Genomic DNA, 15,190 nt, shown 5'->3' with positions numbered 1-15,190 from the left:
CCAGGGGGGCATCAGTTGTGCTGGTTGACGGCCTTGTCGTACGGCAGTGCGAGGTAGGGGAAGGCGCTGCCGAACGGCTTGTCCGCGGCGTCGACCTTGTCCCCGGCGGCGAGGGCTCCGATCAGGTGGCCGGGGGTCGCGCCTTCCATGACCTGCAGGGCGATGTCGACGACGTCGTCGGTCAGGCGGCGGCCGTTGGGGAAGCCCTGGAGGTCGCCGTTGAGGATGCCCAGCCGGTCGGGGTTCGGGGTGAGCGGGGTCGACATGTTGAGGCGCAGTTCCTCGGCGGGGACGAACCTCCCGGGGTCGATGTCCTGGTTCATCAGCTGGGAGTTCAGGTCGACCGCGAAGGGGCCGTTGGCGGCCTTGGCGATGCCGGTGAGGAAGATCTCCTGGAGGTCGGTGCGCGGGGTCGCCGGGGCGGGGAGACCGTAGATCGCCTGGACCAGCTGCGGCACCTCGGGGTTCAGGACCTTGTTGACCACGGCGGGCTGGTTGTGGTCCTCGGAGGGCGGGAGGGAGTTGAAGGCGTTCTTGAGGCCGGCGGGCAGCACGACCTCGTTGACGAGCGGGTTGCCGAGGCGGGAGACCTGGACGTATTTGCCGGTCGGCTCGGCCTTGCCGGGACTGAGCTTGAGGGTTTGCTTCTCGGTGCTGGACCACACACCGATGACGGGGTTGCGGCCGGGGTCGCCCTTGTAGGCGAGGCGGCTCTTGGGCACCTGGATGGACAGGGAGTTGACGTTGTACCCGGCAAGGGTGTTCTGGCCGACCTCGGAGAGGTTGCCCCCGTAGAGCAGGTCGAAGACCCGCAGGTCGAGGAAGAACGGGTCGGCCGCCGAGGTGGCCACGGTCTGCCCGCCGCCCGGAAGCTGCACGGTGGCCTGACGGCGCAGCCCGGCGTAGTCGGGCATGGAGGCGCGGCCGGTGTCGGAGGGGGCGGCGGTGCCGTGTTCGACCAGGGTGACCGGGTCGCAGCCGGGGCGCAGTTCCTGGAGCGTGTAGTACTGGCGGAAGAGCAGGGTGGGGTCGGTGAGGCTGTTCACGACGCCGTTGTTGTAGAGGAAGGTGTCGGTTCCGCGGCGGTCCTCGGTACGGAAGGTCCAGCGGTAGGTGATGTCGGGCTTTCCGGTGCCCTGGGAGTCGATGTTGATGTCGTAGTGCGCGCCGTCGGCCCAGGGGTAGAAGTTGGGTCCGCCGTTGGGTTCCTGGAAGGGCAGCCAGTTGGCCACCAGGGTGACGGTGTCCTTGTTGTCGGGGCTGGTGAAGGCGTAGACGTCGGTGTTGTCGACCTGCGGGTCGGCGGCGATCAGCGGCGCCTCGCGGTGGCTGGAGGCGGTGCCGGTACCGGCACCGGGAGCCAGGATCGCGGTGCCGGCGAGTGCGAGGCTCATGGCGGTGAGGAGCGCTGCACTGCGGGCGGTGGAGTTTCTGGGGGCGGGGCGGGGCATGACATTCATACGGGTGGGCTTCTCACTTCCGTGACGGGCGGGTTTGCGCTCCGGGCCGGGCAGCGGCAGCGGAGCGGGGATCCGGCTGGGCAGCCGCAGTCGGCACTGTGAACCGGGTCCCGTCACGACTTCGTGAACGGCACAGGCGCGGTTGGGTCGCCTCACCCTCATGGGGCATCGAAGGTCACCCGCACGGGTGCATGCCGCTGCCCGCCGTCGTCCCGTCGGCCGCCTGGGCGCGGCTGTGCCGCTCGTGGCGGTCGGCGCGCGCCATGGCGTACGCGCCCGGCGGCCGCGGCGGGTCCCGGAGTGCGGGGCGGCCGGGCAGGCCCTGGATGCCCTTCGCGCCACTTCGGCAGCCGCACGTCCTTGTCGCGACATAGTTGCAGTTGCGGTAATGAGGCAGAAAGTGATCGTGCCACAGGACCGGCAGGGGTGCGAGGAGGCGTGCCCGGCACCCGGCAGCAGGCCCGCCGATTCACGCCCATCCGTTCGACGCCGGGGAACAGGAGTACGGAGACGGTGCTCCGCCGGAGTGATGCCGCCGCTGGAGCCGGGGTGGTACCAATCCCGGCCACCTGCTGTCCCGAATCGTGTGCGTCGGGCCACCGAGCCCGCTCCCCCTTCCTGCCGCGCCGGGCTTGCCCGCCGCGGCGGCCGGCTCTGTTCCCGGAGGCCCAGCGTGGCGGTTCCCCGATTCCTCACCCGGGCAGGTTCGGCCGCGTCAGGCGCGCTGATCCTGCTCGGCCTCGCCGTACCCGCCGCCGGCGCCCATCCGCTGGGCAACTTCTCCCTCAACCACTACCTCGGTATCACCGTGCGCCCCAACGGCCTTGAGGTCCTCGCCGTCACCGACACCGCCGAGATCCCCACCCTGCAGGAACGGCCGAAGATCGACCGCGACGGCGACGGCATCGTCGGCGACACCGAGCTCACCTCCTGGGCATCGGAGCAGTGCGCCCGGACAGCGCAGGCCCTCCAGGTGACGACCGAGCAGTCGGCCACGGCCCTGGCCTGGCGAACGGACTCCGCCCGGTTCCGGTACGAGGACGGTTCTGCGGGCCTGGACACCAGCCGCCTGGAATGTGTGCTGCGCACCGACCTGAACCTGCCGGCCGACGGAACCACCGTGCGCGTGAGCAGCGGGACCGACCCGGGCCGGGTCGGATGGAACGAGATCACCGCCCGCGGGGACGGGACCGAGCTCGACCGCACCGACGTCCCGGCCCGGTCGGTCTCGGGGGAACTGCGGGAATACCCCCGTGACCTGCTCGACAGCCCCAGCGGCGTCACCCGCGCCCAGTTCCACGCCCGCCCTGGTGCAGGCGCGGAATCTTCCCAAAAGTCGGGCACGGCAGCGGACGTCTCCGGGCCCGCGGCCTGGCTCGCCGGCCTCGACGCCCGTCTCGCCGAACTCGGCGCCGCCCGGCGTCTGACCGTTCCGGTCGGTCTGCTCGCCGTTCTCCTGTCGATCGTGCTGGGCGCCGGGCACGCGCTGCTGCCCGGGCACGGCAAGACGGTGATGGCCGCCTACATCGCGGGGCGCCGCGGCAGCACCCGCGACGCCGTCACCGTCGGTGCCACCGTCACGCTCACGCACACCGCCGGGGTCCTCGCGGTCGGCCTGTGCCTGACCGCGTTCTCCTCCCTGGCGGGCGACGTGCTGCTCGGCCGTCTGGGAGTACTCAGCGGGGCCCTGGTCGCGGTCGTCGGAGCCGCCCTGCTGCGCGAAGCGCTACGGCGCTCCCACGGCGGCGAGCGCCATGGACACCCGCCCCACGCCCGTACCGCGCCCGACGACGCGCCCGAGAGGGAACTCGCTCACGCCGCGGCCGTGCCCGCACCGACAGCGCAAGAGCCACACGTCCACGGGCACGCGCACGGGCACCGACACACGCACGCCCACGGGCACGGGCACGGGCACCGACACAGCCATCACCTGTTCGGCGGCCACCACCACGACCCGTCACCGCCCCGCCGCCACAGCCTCATCGGCCTCGGCATCGCCGGCGGTCTGGTCCCCAGCCCCTCCGCCCTGGTGGTCCTGCTGGGCGCCGTCGCACTGGGCCGGACCCTCTTCGGCGCAGCCCTCGTGGTCGCCTACGGGCTGGGCATGGCCGCAACCCTCACCGCTGTCGGCCTGCTCCTGGTTCGCCTCGGCGACCGGCTGGCAGGCACGGCAAACGGCCCGGTCATCGGACGACTGCGCCGGATCGCCCCCTACGGTGCCCCACTGACCGCGCTGCTCGTACTGCTCGTCGGTCTGGGGCTCGTCGTCCGCAGCCTTCCTTCGGCCCTGTGACCACCAGCCACCACCGGAGGCCCGCCACCGTGACCAACCGCCCCGCCCGCCTGCTGTGCCTGACCCTCCTGTCCGCCCAGCTCCTGACGGCCTGCTCGAACGACCCGGACGGCAGATTCGACGCCCAGCCGGCCACACCCACCCCGTCGTGCCTCCCGCACCAGACCCGGAACCCGGGCAGCGCCTACACCGGCGGGCGAAGGTCCGACCCCGCCGCGGTGCTGGAGATGATGCGCTTCTACACGGCCAACAGGACCAAGGCGTACTGCGACGGACAGCCGGCGAGCGACAGGGACCGCCGCTGGACCAGCCTGTACACCGAGCTGGGCGGCGACGCCCGCCACGTTCCGCGGCCATAGCCGGTGCCCGCGGTCACGGCGGGCCGGGACACGGAAGTACCACAGGCCCGCCCGCCTGTCCGACAGCCGGCCCCGTCGGCCGGCCAGCGCGCGAACGGAAGCACTCCCGGCCAGGACTCGCGGCCGGGTTGTCAGCCCCGGCCGCCCGGTTGACGACTTCCACCGGCCGTCCCCGCCGAGGCCGGTCGGCCGCCCGATGCCGCTGACGGCCTTACGGAGCGCAAAGTGGATCACCCCGGTGACTTCCCCGCTCCCGACCACCGCCTTTGCCACGGCTTCGGCCGATCCCCGGACGGCGCCCTGCAGAGCGGCCTCCACGATGGGGTCGCACTGCCCCACGGGCTGCCGACCGACCGGCTCCCGTCCTCCCTGGACTACGGATTCCTCCACAACGGGCGGAACGACCTGCGGGCGGCGCCGGGTCTCTTCGGACATGGTGAGACGGCTCCCTGCTGCGTGCTCGTGCATCCACGCGGGCAGGGGCTGATCTGATGCGCTCCTGTGTGGGCTCCCGGCCCCGCCGTCCCGCGACGATCGTCACGGGACGGCCGATCAGGTCGTCCGAAGACGGGTTCTGGCGTGCGGCGCACTCCCGACGGCCGCCACAGAACAGGCCATCAGGAGGACCGCCGGCAGGGACACAACCAAGTGAACGACCCGCAGCACGACCCGGGCAGTCCGGATTCGGGCGCGTGGCCCGACACTGCGCAACGTCGTCGCCTCGGGCACCAAGCATCTGTTCTCAGCGCCCGGGACCAGGTCCCCAAAGTCCGTTCTCGCAAAACCACCGGACAAGCACAAAACAGACCCCGGCCAGTGCCGAAGTACAGGAAATCGGGGCTTCCGCCACGGTGAACCGTCAAGGTGCCCGCCACAGCAGCGGAGAGACCGTCAGGGAACCCGCCCGGCGCTGGGGTGGAGATCACCCAGCGCTGCAACAGCACATGGTTGCCACCGAGGAGAGGCCGCGGGGGTACTCGCGGACGAGCACGCCGGGGCCCGGGACAGGCGGGTGGGTGCCACACCTGCCCGGACAAGGCTTCCGCACTCCGGACGGGGCGCAGTAGTCGGCCGGTCTTGGCCCGGCCTCGCTCCTGTTGCGGGGTGGGCGCCGGGCCTGTCGGGGGCGGCTTTCGCGGCGGGTGGCCGCCGGCCAGGGGCACCGGTCGTCCGGGTGGTCGGGTGCCGGGGGCAGGCGGGGCGGAAGCGCTGGTCCGTTCGGGTGAGGTGAGCAGTCCGGGGCGGTGGCGGTGGCGAATCAGGGGTGCGCGCGGCAGGGTTTCGGCATCGTGCCGGGCGCGAAGGGGCGGGTTCCGCGGTCCGATCGGGTGAGGTGCGCGGTTCCCGCCCCGGTGCCGTCGTCCGACGGCCCGGGACTCAGTCCTGGTCGAGCGGGAGGGCGAGATCGGTGACGCGGCTGGTGGCGGGGAACGCCCCGATTGCGGTGGCGCGGCCGGTCAGCACGTCGACGTGGTACAGGCTCCGGGCGCCGGCGGCGTCGAGGGCGGCATAGCCGTGGTTGGAGCCGTTCCTCGCGGAGTAGTAGATGTCGAAACCGGCGTCGGGGGCGGCGTCGACGCCGAGGCGGCCGGTGGGGGCGAGGGTGCCGGCGTTGGCCGGGGACTGCAGGGAGACGCGGTCGTTGGCGGTGTCGAGGTCGAACAGGGTCGTCGCGGTCGCCGTGTCGAGGTCGTTGTTGGTGTAGGCGGCGCCGGTGACGCCCAGAGCGGTGGTGCCGGTGGTCGCGGGCGGGACGGCGGGGTTGGTCAGGGCGGCGTCGGCGACCGTGGTACCGGCGGCGGGCGTACCGGCGGGGTCGTCGATGTTGTGGCGCAGGTTCTGGCCGGTGTCGGAGATGACGCGCAGCCGGTTGGCGGCGGGGTTGAAGTCGACGCCGAAGTAGCCGCCCTGGAGCGGGACGGTCAGCTGGGAGACCTTGGTGGCGCAGCCGGTGGTGTCGTCGAGGGTGTAGACGCCGCCCCGGTCGCCGACGCCGTACAGGGCGCGGTTCTGGACGCGGTAGTCGATGCCGACCAGGCGGGTGTCGCCGGTGAGTCCGGTGACGGGGCCGATGTCGTGGACGTGGCCGGGGTGGGCGACGGGAAAGTCGGCCAGGTGCTGGTCGTCGGTCAGGCCGATCGCGTGCAGCTGCTCCCCCGTGTTCGTCCCGGCGGCCAGGGCGGTGGCGCCGGGGGCGAGGGTGAATGCGAGGGCCGCGGTGGTCGCGGCGGCCAGGACGGCCGTCGTGTGTCTGCGCACGGTGCTTGCTTCCTTCCGGATCGCAGCGGGGCACCGGCTGGTCCGGGCCCGCTTTCCTTCAGGGACGCACACCGCCGGTGCAACGGGGCCCGCGACATGCCACCGGGTCACCCGCACGGCCCGGCACGCCGCCCGCGGTGGACTCCGCGGGCGGCGGTCATGCGTCGCACGGGAGGGGTCGTCACGTCGCTGCTCACACGCCGCATCCGGGTGAGCGACTGCCGCGGATGGTACGGCCTGCGGGATCACCTGTCCGGGTGACGGAGGGAAGGGGAGTGACCTCTGCGGGGCGCTCCGCCACCATCCTTGGCCGCGCCGGCGGATCAACGGATTGCCTGGCAGGAGGTCCGGGTTCGCGACCGTCCGGGCGGGACACTGGACGATCTGAGGGCCGCGCCGCCCGCAGCGCCTGTGCCGGGCGGCTTCCCGGCGTGGGCCCGGCCGGTACAGGGGCTCGTGGCGGAGGTGTCGGCTGCGGGTGCCGGACCGGAGGCGGGGTGCGGCGGCCAGGCACCGCCGCGCCGCCGCCGTCGGGTGCCCCTGGTTCTGGCGGCCGGTCAGCCGGTGGCGTCCGGTGCCGGGTCGGGCGAAGGGGCGGCGGGGTTGAGGGCGTGGGTCCAGGCGGTGACCGAGCCGAGGAGTTCGTTGCTGCGGGTGTTGGGCCCGGGGCGGAAGGACCACAGGAGGGCCGCGGGCAGGTTGACGGTGACGATCAGGATGACCGGTACCGCGGTCATCAGGGCGGCCAGAGCGCGCGGCGGCAGGCTCGTGATGCGGGAGATCGCCTCGATCACGATCGGGCTCCTTCGTCGGGTAAATGGCCGCCGGGCGGCGGCTACGGGCCCTAGATTTGCGCCACGGTGTCACCGGCCTCAAGCACGTTCCGGGCGGGGACACCGTCCCCGGGCGGGCGGGGGAAAGGGCCGACGCGGGAGGGACGCGGAATGTACGAGTACGGCAAGGGCAGGCAGGATCCGAGGCTTCCCCAAAAGCACGTGCCTGCCCGGGGGCCGGCCGGACGGGCGGGCACCGCCGACGGCGCCGACGCCTCGGTGAGGCTCGGATCTCACCTGCGTGTCCTGCGGGAGGGAACCGGCCTGTCGCTTCGTCACGTGGAGCGGCATCTGCGCGAGAGCAAGTCCAGTATCGGGCGTTTCGAGCGCGGCGAGCGGCTTCCCCGCAAGACCTACCTGGACAGGCTGCACCGCCTGGCCGCAGAGGGCCGCGGGCTGCGCGAAGGCGTCACGGAACTGACGTTCCTCCTCTACGAGGCGGCTCTGTCCGTGGACGGCAACAGGCTCCTGCTCGACATCTACACCCACGAGAAGCTCGCCGACCGACTGAGGGCCCGTATCAGGGAACTAACCGCGCGGATCGAGGAACTCACCGCCCCTGGAGCGCGGCGGGACGCCGCCCAGGACAGGGAACTCGTCGCATACACGGGCGAACGGACCCAGCAGGGCAGGGAACTCGCGGCCGTGGAGGCCGAGATCGAGCGTCTCGCCTCCTACCTGCCTCCTGACCCGGCGCCGCCCGCCGGTTCCGGCCGGGGACTGCGGATCACCGTCGCGTTGCTGGTCCTGTCACTGGTCGCGGTGAGCGCCGTCGCCATGACGCTCCTGGCCACCCGCAACGACCGGAGCACCGCGGCACCGCCACCGTCCTCCACTCCGCCCCCGGCCTCCCCCACAACCGCCGCTCCTGCCCCCTCCACCGCCCCGCCGGCCACCGCCGCCACGTCCCCGGCCCCCAGCACCGGCGTCACGGCCCCGTCCTCTCCCACAGCCTCGCCGTCTCCCACCACGAGCGCGGCCGCGGCCGCCGACACCGCCGCCCCGCCCACGCCCACTCCGCCCCCGTCCACGGGCCCGACAGCCGGTGCGGCCCCGGTGGTCTACTGGAGCGGCACTGCCTGGATCACCTTCGACGGGACGGACTTCGACTCCGACCCGCCGACAGTCGATGGTCTTCGTGCCCACGCCGATCTGCTGGCCAGCCTCACCCAGGGCGAGCGCATCAGCACCTACGGACGCGGTCTGGCCCTCGTGCCGCCCGGCCCGGACCCGACCCTGGCCGACTGCAACCGCCTGTTCGCCGACGTGCCCAGCGGCACCATCAACCTCAGTCTGAAGACGGGCGACCGGATCTGCGTGCTCACCGGGGAGAAGCATGTGGCGATCCTGACCGTCATCGCCACCGAGCCCCACGGCGGCCAGTTCGAGAAGAACCGGCTCAAGGTCAGCGGCACCGTCTGGACCGACCCCGCCCGCCCGGTCGAGGCCGGCCACTGACCCGGCCTGGGGGTGTCCCCGGCCGGGGACACCCCCAGGCTGCCGGCTCCGGAACGTGTCCCCGCCAGGAACCACCCCGTACACCGCCGCCGTGCCAGGCGCCGCGCCCGGCACGGCGGCCCCTGATCGCACACGGAGGATGGTGTCCGAGCCGGCCGCGACCGCGTCGTCCATCACGCGCGCCAGCACCGGTAGTTCGCGGTCGTAGTAGCTCAGCACCCTGCCGGACATCGCCGCGGCCAGCACAACGACCGCCGCGAGCGCGATCCGCTCCCCTGCCGTCAGCTCCGGGGGCTGCTCTTCGCGACAGCCCCGAGCACGGCGGCACCGTCGAGGAGGTATCGCAGCTCGTCCACCAGCTCGCCCTCGCTACCGGGCACGGCCTCGGGTCCGCTGGCCTGCTCGACCGCACCGGCCGTGAGGTCGAGGCACCGGCGGTGCACCTCCACCTCCTGCCGCGCCGCGAGCTCCCGGACCCAGGCCGCAACTCGTCGGCCAGCCTCCGCCGCCACCCCGAGCGCCTCCCCCTCCTCTCCGGTCAGCCCGCACTCGACATCCGCCTCGTCCGGCTAGCGCACCGGCAGGTACAACTCAGTAGTCATGCCGGACCAACGTCGCCGCGGCGCCAGCAGTCACGGCCAGACGGATGTCCACAGGCATGCTCGGTCAGCCCGCCCGTGGACATCCGCCTCACACACTCCGACCCTCTCGATCACCGCACTCCGCGAGCCCCGTTTCTCCATGATCAAGACGGTGACAGCTCTTGCATCTCCGATCCCCGCCCGGGCCCCCGTCCCGGACGGGGCGCCGCCGTGGGCAGTAGCTGTGCTTTTCGGGACTCTCGGGACGTACGCGTCGGGCGCGTTCCGGCCTTCGCAGTCACCTCCCCAGCTCTCCAGAGCCCAAGGGCGGCGGGTCCGTACCGGGCCCGCGGACAGGTCAGGTCGTTGCCTGACCTGTCCTCCTGGATCCTCAGCTCGTGCCAGGCCTTGCTCCACGCGGGTACCGCCGCGGGGTCCAGCGCCTTGACGTACGCGATGGCCAGGTCGATCGGCGGCAGCCACACCCGTCATCGGCCCGTTGTCGCTACCGACCGTTCCGATCCTCCTCAGCCCCCGAAGGGCCCGGTCGCTCAGGTTCCGCCGGGTTTGCCCGTCGAGACCAGCAGGAGGACGGACGAGCCCGGTGCCACCGGTTCTGCGCCGCCCCGGGGGTGACTGCTGATCACCTGCCCGGCGGGAGCGTTCCAGTCCGTGTGCCGCATGATCGTGCAGCTCAGTCCGAGTCCGCGCAGCAGGCTTCCGGCCTGTTCGACCGGCATGCCGGCCAGGTCCGGCAGCGCGATGCCCGCTCCCGCGGTCTGTTCCTGCTCCTGCTGCTGTGCCGGAGTCGCATCGGCGCTTCCGCTCCTGGGGGTGCCGGTGGCGAGCGGGGTGCACGCCCCGTTCGCCGGTGAGGACAGGGACGGGGAGGCGCCGGGCGCGGGCGGCACGGGCCTCAGCGCGAAGAACCCCGCCGTGGCGCACACCAGCACGCAGCACGCCGCAGCGGTGCCGAGGACCGCCCGGCGGGTGCGGCTGCGGCTGACGGCCCGCTCGATCGCGGCCGCGTCGACGACCGGCGCCGTCGGCCCGTCGGCGAAGGAGGCCACCGCGGCACGCAGCTCGGCTTCGAGGCCCGGCTCGAACGGGGCCGGTCCGGACGACGTGTTCCTCACTTCGTACCTCCGAAAGCGGCCGACGGCGTGTGCGGCGCCTGGGCGCCCGATACGGAATCGCGCAGCTTGGCCAGGCCGCGGGCGAGCTGGGACCTCACCGCACTCGAAGAGATGTCCAGGACGTCGGCGACCTGCCGGGCGTCCAGATCGTGCAGGTAGTACAGGACCACCACGCTGCGCATGCCCATCGGCAGCCCGAGCAGTGCCTCGATCAGTTCCGCGCGCAGATCCACCTGCCCGAACCGGTCCCGGGGGTCGGCCGTCTCGGGCACCCCCGACAGCCCGGGGCGCTCGCCCCGGCGCGACAGCCGCCGCCAGCGGTCGTTGGCCAGGTTGACCAGCACTTTGCGCACGTACGCCTCCGGCGAGTCCGCCACCGCGACCTTCCGCCAATGTCGGCACGCCCGCTCCAGCGCCTCCTGCACCAGATCCTCGGCCACGTGCACGTCACCGGTCAGCGCATACGCGGTGCGGAACAACGCTCCCGACCGCTGTGCGACGAACTCCGTGAATCCGTTGCCCGGACCGCTCCTGCGAAACCTCACCCGCCGACCTCCTCTCCTCGTCCCGTCCCGATCACTGCCCCCATGACGGCGGAACGGGGCCGGATGCTGCACCGAGCCGCCGGCAGTGACGTGAATCACAGCCGCGCCCTACGGGAGCCGGCTGCCTTCGACGCCGGCAGCCGCTAGCCGCAGCCCGGACCAGGACCGGAGGCTCCACGCCCGGGCGGTCGCCATCATCCGGCCGGGCCGCACCGCCAACGCAGTGCGGCATGACCGGATGAGCCCGCCCGGACGTGGAGCAGGGATGGAACGGGCAGCTCGTCGGTTGCGGTTGTCAGCTGGCGGCGGTGGTCGGCGCGGTGAAGGTCTCGCGGGGTCCGAAGTCGGTGTAGGTCACGGTGATGGTCGAGGTGATGGTCGTACCGCCACGGGGCACCTTCATGGACATCGTCTGGGCCAGGACCCGGCCGGACCGGTCGATCCAGATGTCGTACTCCCTCGCGTCGACGCCCTTGGAAAGCATCTTCTGGTAGTCCTCGGGGTCGATGGTCTTGATCTGGGCGGCCGTCAGGCGGGAGGCGAGGTGGTAGGCCGGGATGCCGTTCTTCTGCTCCATCCCCTTGCGGGCGGCGGGGCCGGCGTCGGCGAGCACCTTGGCGTAGACGGCGGCGTCGTCGACCCGGTCGTCGCTGTCGGTGTCCGTCTGTCCCCAGGCGCTTCCGGGCTTGGTCCTGTCGCGGGTGTAGACGGCCGCTCCGGTGTTGATCACCTCCATCCAGAGCACCGGCTCGTCACTGTTCCCCAGGGTCATCCTCGTCTCGCTCCGGCCTTCACGGGTCGGGGTGTTGAAGTTGACCCGGCCGGTACTCGTGATCACTGACCCCTGGCCGTCCGCCGTGGCGGTCGTCTTCATGGTCTCGGTCGCGGCGTACGGCGTACGGTCCGCGTTGGCCAGGGCGATCGCGGGGTCGAACGCGCCGGACGCGTCGACCGGCGCGCCCGTGGCGGTCGGTGCGGCGGTCGGGGTCGGGCTGGCGGCGGGCTTGGAGGCCTCCGCAGTAGAGCTCGCGCTCGGAGTGCTGCTCGCACTCGCGGTCGCGCTCGCCGTGGCTGGCGAACTGGCGGCGGCCGACGGGGCCGACCGCGTGTCGCCGTCGTCGCAAGCGGCTGCGGCGGACAGAGTGAGCATCACGGCAGCGGTGATCAGGGCGGTACGGCGGATCGTCACGATTTCTCCGTTAGAGGGGGTTGAGCAAGGAGAACGTTTGCACGATCCACTGACATTCGCGACGGCATTTCAGGTGGCGCACCAGCGCCGCTCGGTCCGCTCCCGCAGGGTAACGGGCGAACGGTTCCCCAACTGGTCGAGGACGGCTTCGCGCACGGCGACGGGGATGCCCCCGCGTCGCTGGAGGACGGCCGCCAGGACCGGCGGGTAGGGCTGGGTGACACAGATTCGACCACCCACCACGGTCCGACCGGACAGGGACGGACAGAGCAAGGCCATCCCGGGGAAACCGGGCCCGACAAGGCGGCACCGCGATCTGGGCACGGTGGAACCTGGGGCGCTGCCGGGTCGCGGTCAGCACGGGCACCGAGGGGGAGGGAGCGGGGCGTGGGGTGGCTGTGGGACAGCGCCGACGGGCCGGAGTTCGAGGCGGTGGTGTCGGGCTGGGTGGTCTATGACGCCTACACCGACAAGTACGGCATCGTCTTCCTGGACGACGGCTACGGCGACATCGAGGTGCCGGACGATCGGAGGAGAGGCCGGTCGGCTCTCCGCGCACGACACGGTCCGGCTCATCCGCGCCGTGGTCCCTGTGACCTGGTAGTCCGCCAACCCGCAGCACTCAGGCTCCGGCTCCAGCTCCGGCTCCGGGATGCATGCCACCGGGGCCACAGCAGAGGGCGGTGCCGATCACGGCGCCACCGTTTGCCGTAGCAATTGTTCGATCTCAGAAGAGCGGGAGTTGGCCGCGACCGGCCTTTCGGGCTGGCGTCCGCCGCCCGACCGTGGAGGGGCCTGTGCGGACGCTCCAGCGATCCGGTCGCAGGATCGTCCGGTTTGGTACGGGTTTCACTGTCCCGGCCAGGTCGGCGATGCTGGCCTTGACGATCGTGGCGAGAGCGGTGGGTGTGACGAGGTCCGCGTCGAAGGTCTCGGTCCAGCCGTTCGGCATGATGTCCCGGCTGAGGTAGGGGCCGTGTCCGGCTTCGCGCAGCTGCTGGAGGACAGCTTGCTCGACGGCGTGGGCCTCGACACCGGTTGCGAAGTGCCAGTCCTGGACGAGGACCCAGCCGGATCGACGGTGCTGGGCGACTCGCTCGTTGCGGCCGGCGGTACCGCCGATTCCGACTTTGACCGCATTGTGCTGGTGGTGCTGCACGACGTAGACGCGGGCCGGGGCGGTGAGGTCGAAGCCGTGGCTGGCGCAGTACCGGCAGCCCCCGCCGGTACGGACCCTCATGCGCGTCGGCGAGACCTCGCCGCCGCAGGCCATGCAGCGGCACCGCCACGGGGTCATCGAGGTGACACTCCCACGCCCGACCGGATCCCTCAACACGTCCCGCGCGCGCACCGCCCTCTGGCATGCTCACCGACGGTGCGGCTGGCGATGCCGACCCCCAGCAGCCGGTGGCGGAAGGCGAACACCACACCGGAGCCGACCGAACCGCACGCCGTCCCTGACCAGGAGACAACACCGTGACTGCCGAAGCCGTATGGACCAGCCTCTTCTGGGCCGGCCTGCCAGCCCTGGCCGCCGCCCTCACTACGGCCTGGTGGAGGCGCCAGTACCCCGGCACCTGGCGGCACGCCCCTCGACCCCCGCCACCAGGACCGCGAACACCTGCGCACCGCCCGCCACAACCTGCGACGGGCCGAGCGGGAGATCGTCGCCGAACAGGAGCGCGCCCGCTCCTCCGCCGACACCGCCGCCCGCCAGCACGAGAACCGCATCCGTCAGGCCGAGCAACGCCTCGCCGCACTCCGCACCCCCGGCACCGGGCCGCTGCTCCACTCCCTCGGCGAGCACCTGGACCTCTACGAGCAGGTCCTGCGCGTCAACACCGATGCCCTCACCAGCACGGACCACCCGCTCCTCGGGCTGGAGGTGGACGACCGCTACTCCCTCACCGATGCCTTCCTCTACCTGACCCCGCCCGACGGCCGACGCGAGCTGGTCACCCTCCCGCTCACCGAGATCCCGGAAGCAACCGTGCGGGCCTTCGTCGTCCACATCCACAACGCGATCGCCGACGCCGGGCCTGCCGGGAAGCGGCGCCGCGCTCTCATCCCGGCGGCCGAGGCCGAACTGAAGCGCACCCTCGCCGACACCACCGGCCGCCGCCGGGCTGAGCGGGAACTGCGGCAGGTCACCGACCGGGCGAAGAACGACGTGCGAATCCCCCGGGCGCGGCGCGAACTGGAAGCCGCCTACGATCGCTGGCACCAACTGACTGGCCACCGCCCGACCTGATCCTCGCCGCCGGGCCCTCAACCCCGGCCTCGAACGTCGGCTACTCGGTCAGGCCGGATGACCCCGCGCGTACGGGCCGCACGTCAACTCCTCCGCCGAGATCTGAACGGCCTGGGGTCACTCCACGCGCGCACGGGCCGCACGAAGTGCAGGGCCGGTTGAGCAGCCCCGAGATCCTAGAGGTAGTTGCCCGCCGCGGGAGGCTGGCGACCATGGCGGAACGCATCAACACGATCCGCCGGGACCTGCAGGGGCAGCAGCCCGTCTCAAGGCTCAGCCAGTCGACCAAGGCCGTCCTCGCCGACGTTCCAGACCCGCGTGATGGTGAGCTCGGCCGACCACAACATCACGATCCTCAAGAGCTACGACATCGAGGAGGGCAGTCCCGAAGACCGCGCCTACTTCCTCTCCTTGGACTGGGTCACCTCGGGACAGGTCATGAGTATTTTCGGCCCGCTCTTGCTCACCGTGGCCAAGGCGTTCTCGGGGATGGGCGGGGAGATCAACCCCCAGCCCTTTCACGGGGACCTCCCCCTAGACGATCTGCCTGAAGGGTAGTGCCCAGCGCGGGCGGGCTCATCGGCTGAGCCGGCGCCCGTACAGGCCGACCGCCGGGATCGGCTGCGCTGCACTGCCGCCCAGCTGAGGCGCGATCGGCGGCGGAGCGTGAACGATCGCCCTTGCTGGCCTCCGGGCGCAGGCCGTACACCACGAGCACAATACGCCCATCGAGGCCGTTTCGCGTTATCCATCAGCAGCAACACCCGGCACCCCTCCTAATTCGGGACACAAGAAGAAGATATTCCACACCTGTCCCGCGCCAGGG

General features: G+C 72.0%; 15 protein-coding genes. 5 read left to right on the top strand and 10 right to left on the bottom strand.

Going from position 1 to position 15,190, the window contains the following annotated elements:
* Positions 1-11: 11 nt before the first annotated feature.
* The gene (locus ACFCX4_RS06415; RefSeq protein ID WP_376139361.1) at positions 12-1,394 is read right to left on the bottom strand and encodes a DUF4331 domain-containing protein; all 1,383 of its coding nucleotides are present in this window, start codon (positions 1,392-1,394) and stop codon (positions 12-14) included.
* Positions 1,395-2,133: 739 nt separating this feature from the next.
* On the opposite strand from ACFCX4_RS06415, the gene ACFCX4_RS06410 reads away from it, so the two are divergent.
* Both ACFCX4_RS06410 and ACFCX4_RS06405 read left to right on the top strand, forming a co-directional pair.
* Positions 2,134-3,753, top strand: coding sequence for a nickel/cobalt transporter (locus ACFCX4_RS06410; RefSeq protein WP_376139360.1), 1,620 nt, complete (start codon positions 2,134-2,136; stop codon positions 3,751-3,753).
* Positions 3,750-4,112, top strand: coding sequence for a hypothetical protein (locus ACFCX4_RS06405; protein ID WP_376139359.1), 363 nt, complete (start codon positions 3,750-3,752; stop codon positions 4,110-4,112). The genes ACFCX4_RS06410 and ACFCX4_RS06405 overlap by 4 nt, the downstream gene beginning before the upstream one ends.
* Positions 4,113-5,489: 1,377 nt before the next feature.
* On the opposite strand, the gene ACFCX4_RS06400 is transcribed toward ACFCX4_RS06405, so the two are convergent.
* Both ACFCX4_RS06400 and ACFCX4_RS06395 read right to left on the bottom strand, forming a co-directional pair.
* Positions 5,490-6,371 carry a DUF4394 domain-containing protein gene (locus ACFCX4_RS06400; protein ID WP_376139358.1) on the bottom strand — a complete coding sequence of 294 codons (882 nt, stop codon included), beginning with the start codon at positions 6,369-6,371 and terminating at the stop codon, positions 5,490-5,492.
* Between the two features lie 557 nt (positions 6,372-6,928).
* Entirely contained in the window at positions 6,929-7,165 is a 237-nt protein-coding gene (locus tag ACFCX4_RS06395; RefSeq protein ID WP_376139357.1) for a hypothetical protein, read from the bottom strand.
* A 150-nt stretch (positions 7,166-7,315) separates the two neighbouring features.
* Here ACFCX4_RS06395 and ACFCX4_RS06390 point away from each other — a divergent pair, with 150 nt between their 5' ends.
* Positions 7,316-8,662, top strand: a complete 1,347-nt coding sequence (locus ACFCX4_RS06390; RefSeq protein WP_376139356.1) for a helix-turn-helix domain-containing protein — start codon at positions 7,316-7,318, stop codon at positions 8,660-8,662.
* 281 nt (positions 8,663-8,943) lie between these two features.
* Here the strand turns inward: ACFCX4_RS06390 and ACFCX4_RS06385 are convergent, their stop codons facing one another.
* From ACFCX4_RS06385 to ACFCX4_RS06355, 7 genes are all read right to left on the bottom strand, one after another.
* The gene (locus ACFCX4_RS06385; RefSeq protein ID WP_376139355.1) at positions 8,944-9,105 is read right to left on the bottom strand and encodes a hypothetical protein; all 162 of its coding nucleotides are present in this window, start codon (positions 9,103-9,105) and stop codon (positions 8,944-8,946) included.
* 689 nt (positions 9,106-9,794) lie between these two features.
* The gene (locus tag ACFCX4_RS06380) at positions 9,795-10,379 is read right to left on the bottom strand and encodes a PASTA domain-containing protein (protein WP_376139354.1); all 585 of its coding nucleotides are present in this window, start codon (positions 10,377-10,379) and stop codon (positions 9,795-9,797) included.
* Positions 10,376-10,924 carry a SigE family RNA polymerase sigma factor gene (locus ACFCX4_RS06375; protein ID WP_376139353.1) on the bottom strand — a complete coding sequence of 183 codons (549 nt, stop codon included), beginning with the start codon at positions 10,922-10,924 and terminating at the stop codon, positions 10,376-10,378. Before ACFCX4_RS06375 ends, ACFCX4_RS06380 begins: the two co-directional genes overlap by 4 nt.
* Positions 10,925-11,219: 295 nt before the next feature.
* Entirely contained in the window at positions 11,220-12,113 is an 894-nt protein-coding gene (locus ACFCX4_RS06370; RefSeq protein ID WP_376139351.1) for a hypothetical protein, read from the bottom strand.
* Between the two features lie 69 nt (positions 12,114-12,182).
* Positions 12,183-12,356 (bottom strand): hypothetical protein, encoded by a 174-nt coding sequence (locus ACFCX4_RS06365; protein ID WP_376139349.1) that lies wholly within the window; start codon positions 12,354-12,356, stop codon positions 12,183-12,185.
* A gap of 484 nt (positions 12,357-12,840) precedes the next feature.
* On the bottom strand, positions 12,841-13,353 hold the full coding sequence (locus ACFCX4_RS06360) for a GIY-YIG nuclease family protein (RefSeq protein ID WP_376139348.1): 513 nt from the start codon (positions 13,351-13,353) through the stop codon (positions 12,841-12,843).
* A 303-nt stretch (positions 13,354-13,656) separates the two neighbouring features.
* Positions 13,657-13,980 (bottom strand): hypothetical protein, encoded by a 324-nt coding sequence (locus ACFCX4_RS06355; RefSeq protein WP_376139346.1) that lies wholly within the window; start codon positions 13,978-13,980, stop codon positions 13,657-13,659.
* An 18-nt stretch (positions 13,981-13,998) separates the two neighbouring features.
* On the opposite strand from ACFCX4_RS06355, the gene ACFCX4_RS06350 reads away from it, so the two are divergent.
* Both ACFCX4_RS06350 and ACFCX4_RS06345 read left to right on the top strand, forming a co-directional pair.
* On the top strand, positions 13,999-14,364 hold the full coding sequence (locus ACFCX4_RS06350) for a hypothetical protein (protein WP_376139345.1): 366 nt from the start codon (positions 13,999-14,001) through the stop codon (positions 14,362-14,364).
* A gap of 318 nt (positions 14,365-14,682) precedes the next feature.
* Positions 14,683-14,922: a hypothetical protein gene (locus ACFCX4_RS06345; RefSeq protein WP_376139344.1), complete on the top strand. Its 240-nt coding sequence runs from the start codon at positions 14,683-14,685 to the stop codon at positions 14,920-14,922.
* Positions 14,923-15,190: the final 268 nt, after the last annotated feature.

The sequence above is a fragment of the Kitasatospora sp. NPDC056327 genome, from assembly GCF_042261735.1.
Classification (GTDB): domain Bacteria; phylum Actinomycetota; class Actinomycetes; order Streptomycetales; family Streptomycetaceae; genus Kitasatospora.
Note: the sequence above shows the minus strand (reverse complement) of the source record. Positions and strands in the feature narration are given on the sequence as shown.

Coding starts and splice junctions, on each gene's coding strand:
- ACFCX4_RS06415 (WP_376139361.1), bottom strand. CDS start 1,394: ATGAGCCTCGCACTCGCCGGCACCGCGATCCTGGCTCCCGGTGCCGGT.
- ACFCX4_RS06390 (WP_376139356.1), top strand. CDS start 7,316: ATGTACGAGTACGGCAAGGGCAGGCAGGATCCGAGGCTTCCCCAAAAG.
- ACFCX4_RS06360 (WP_376139348.1), bottom strand. CDS start 13,353: ATGAGGGTCCGTACCGGCGGGGGCTGCCGGTACTGCGCCAGCCACGGC.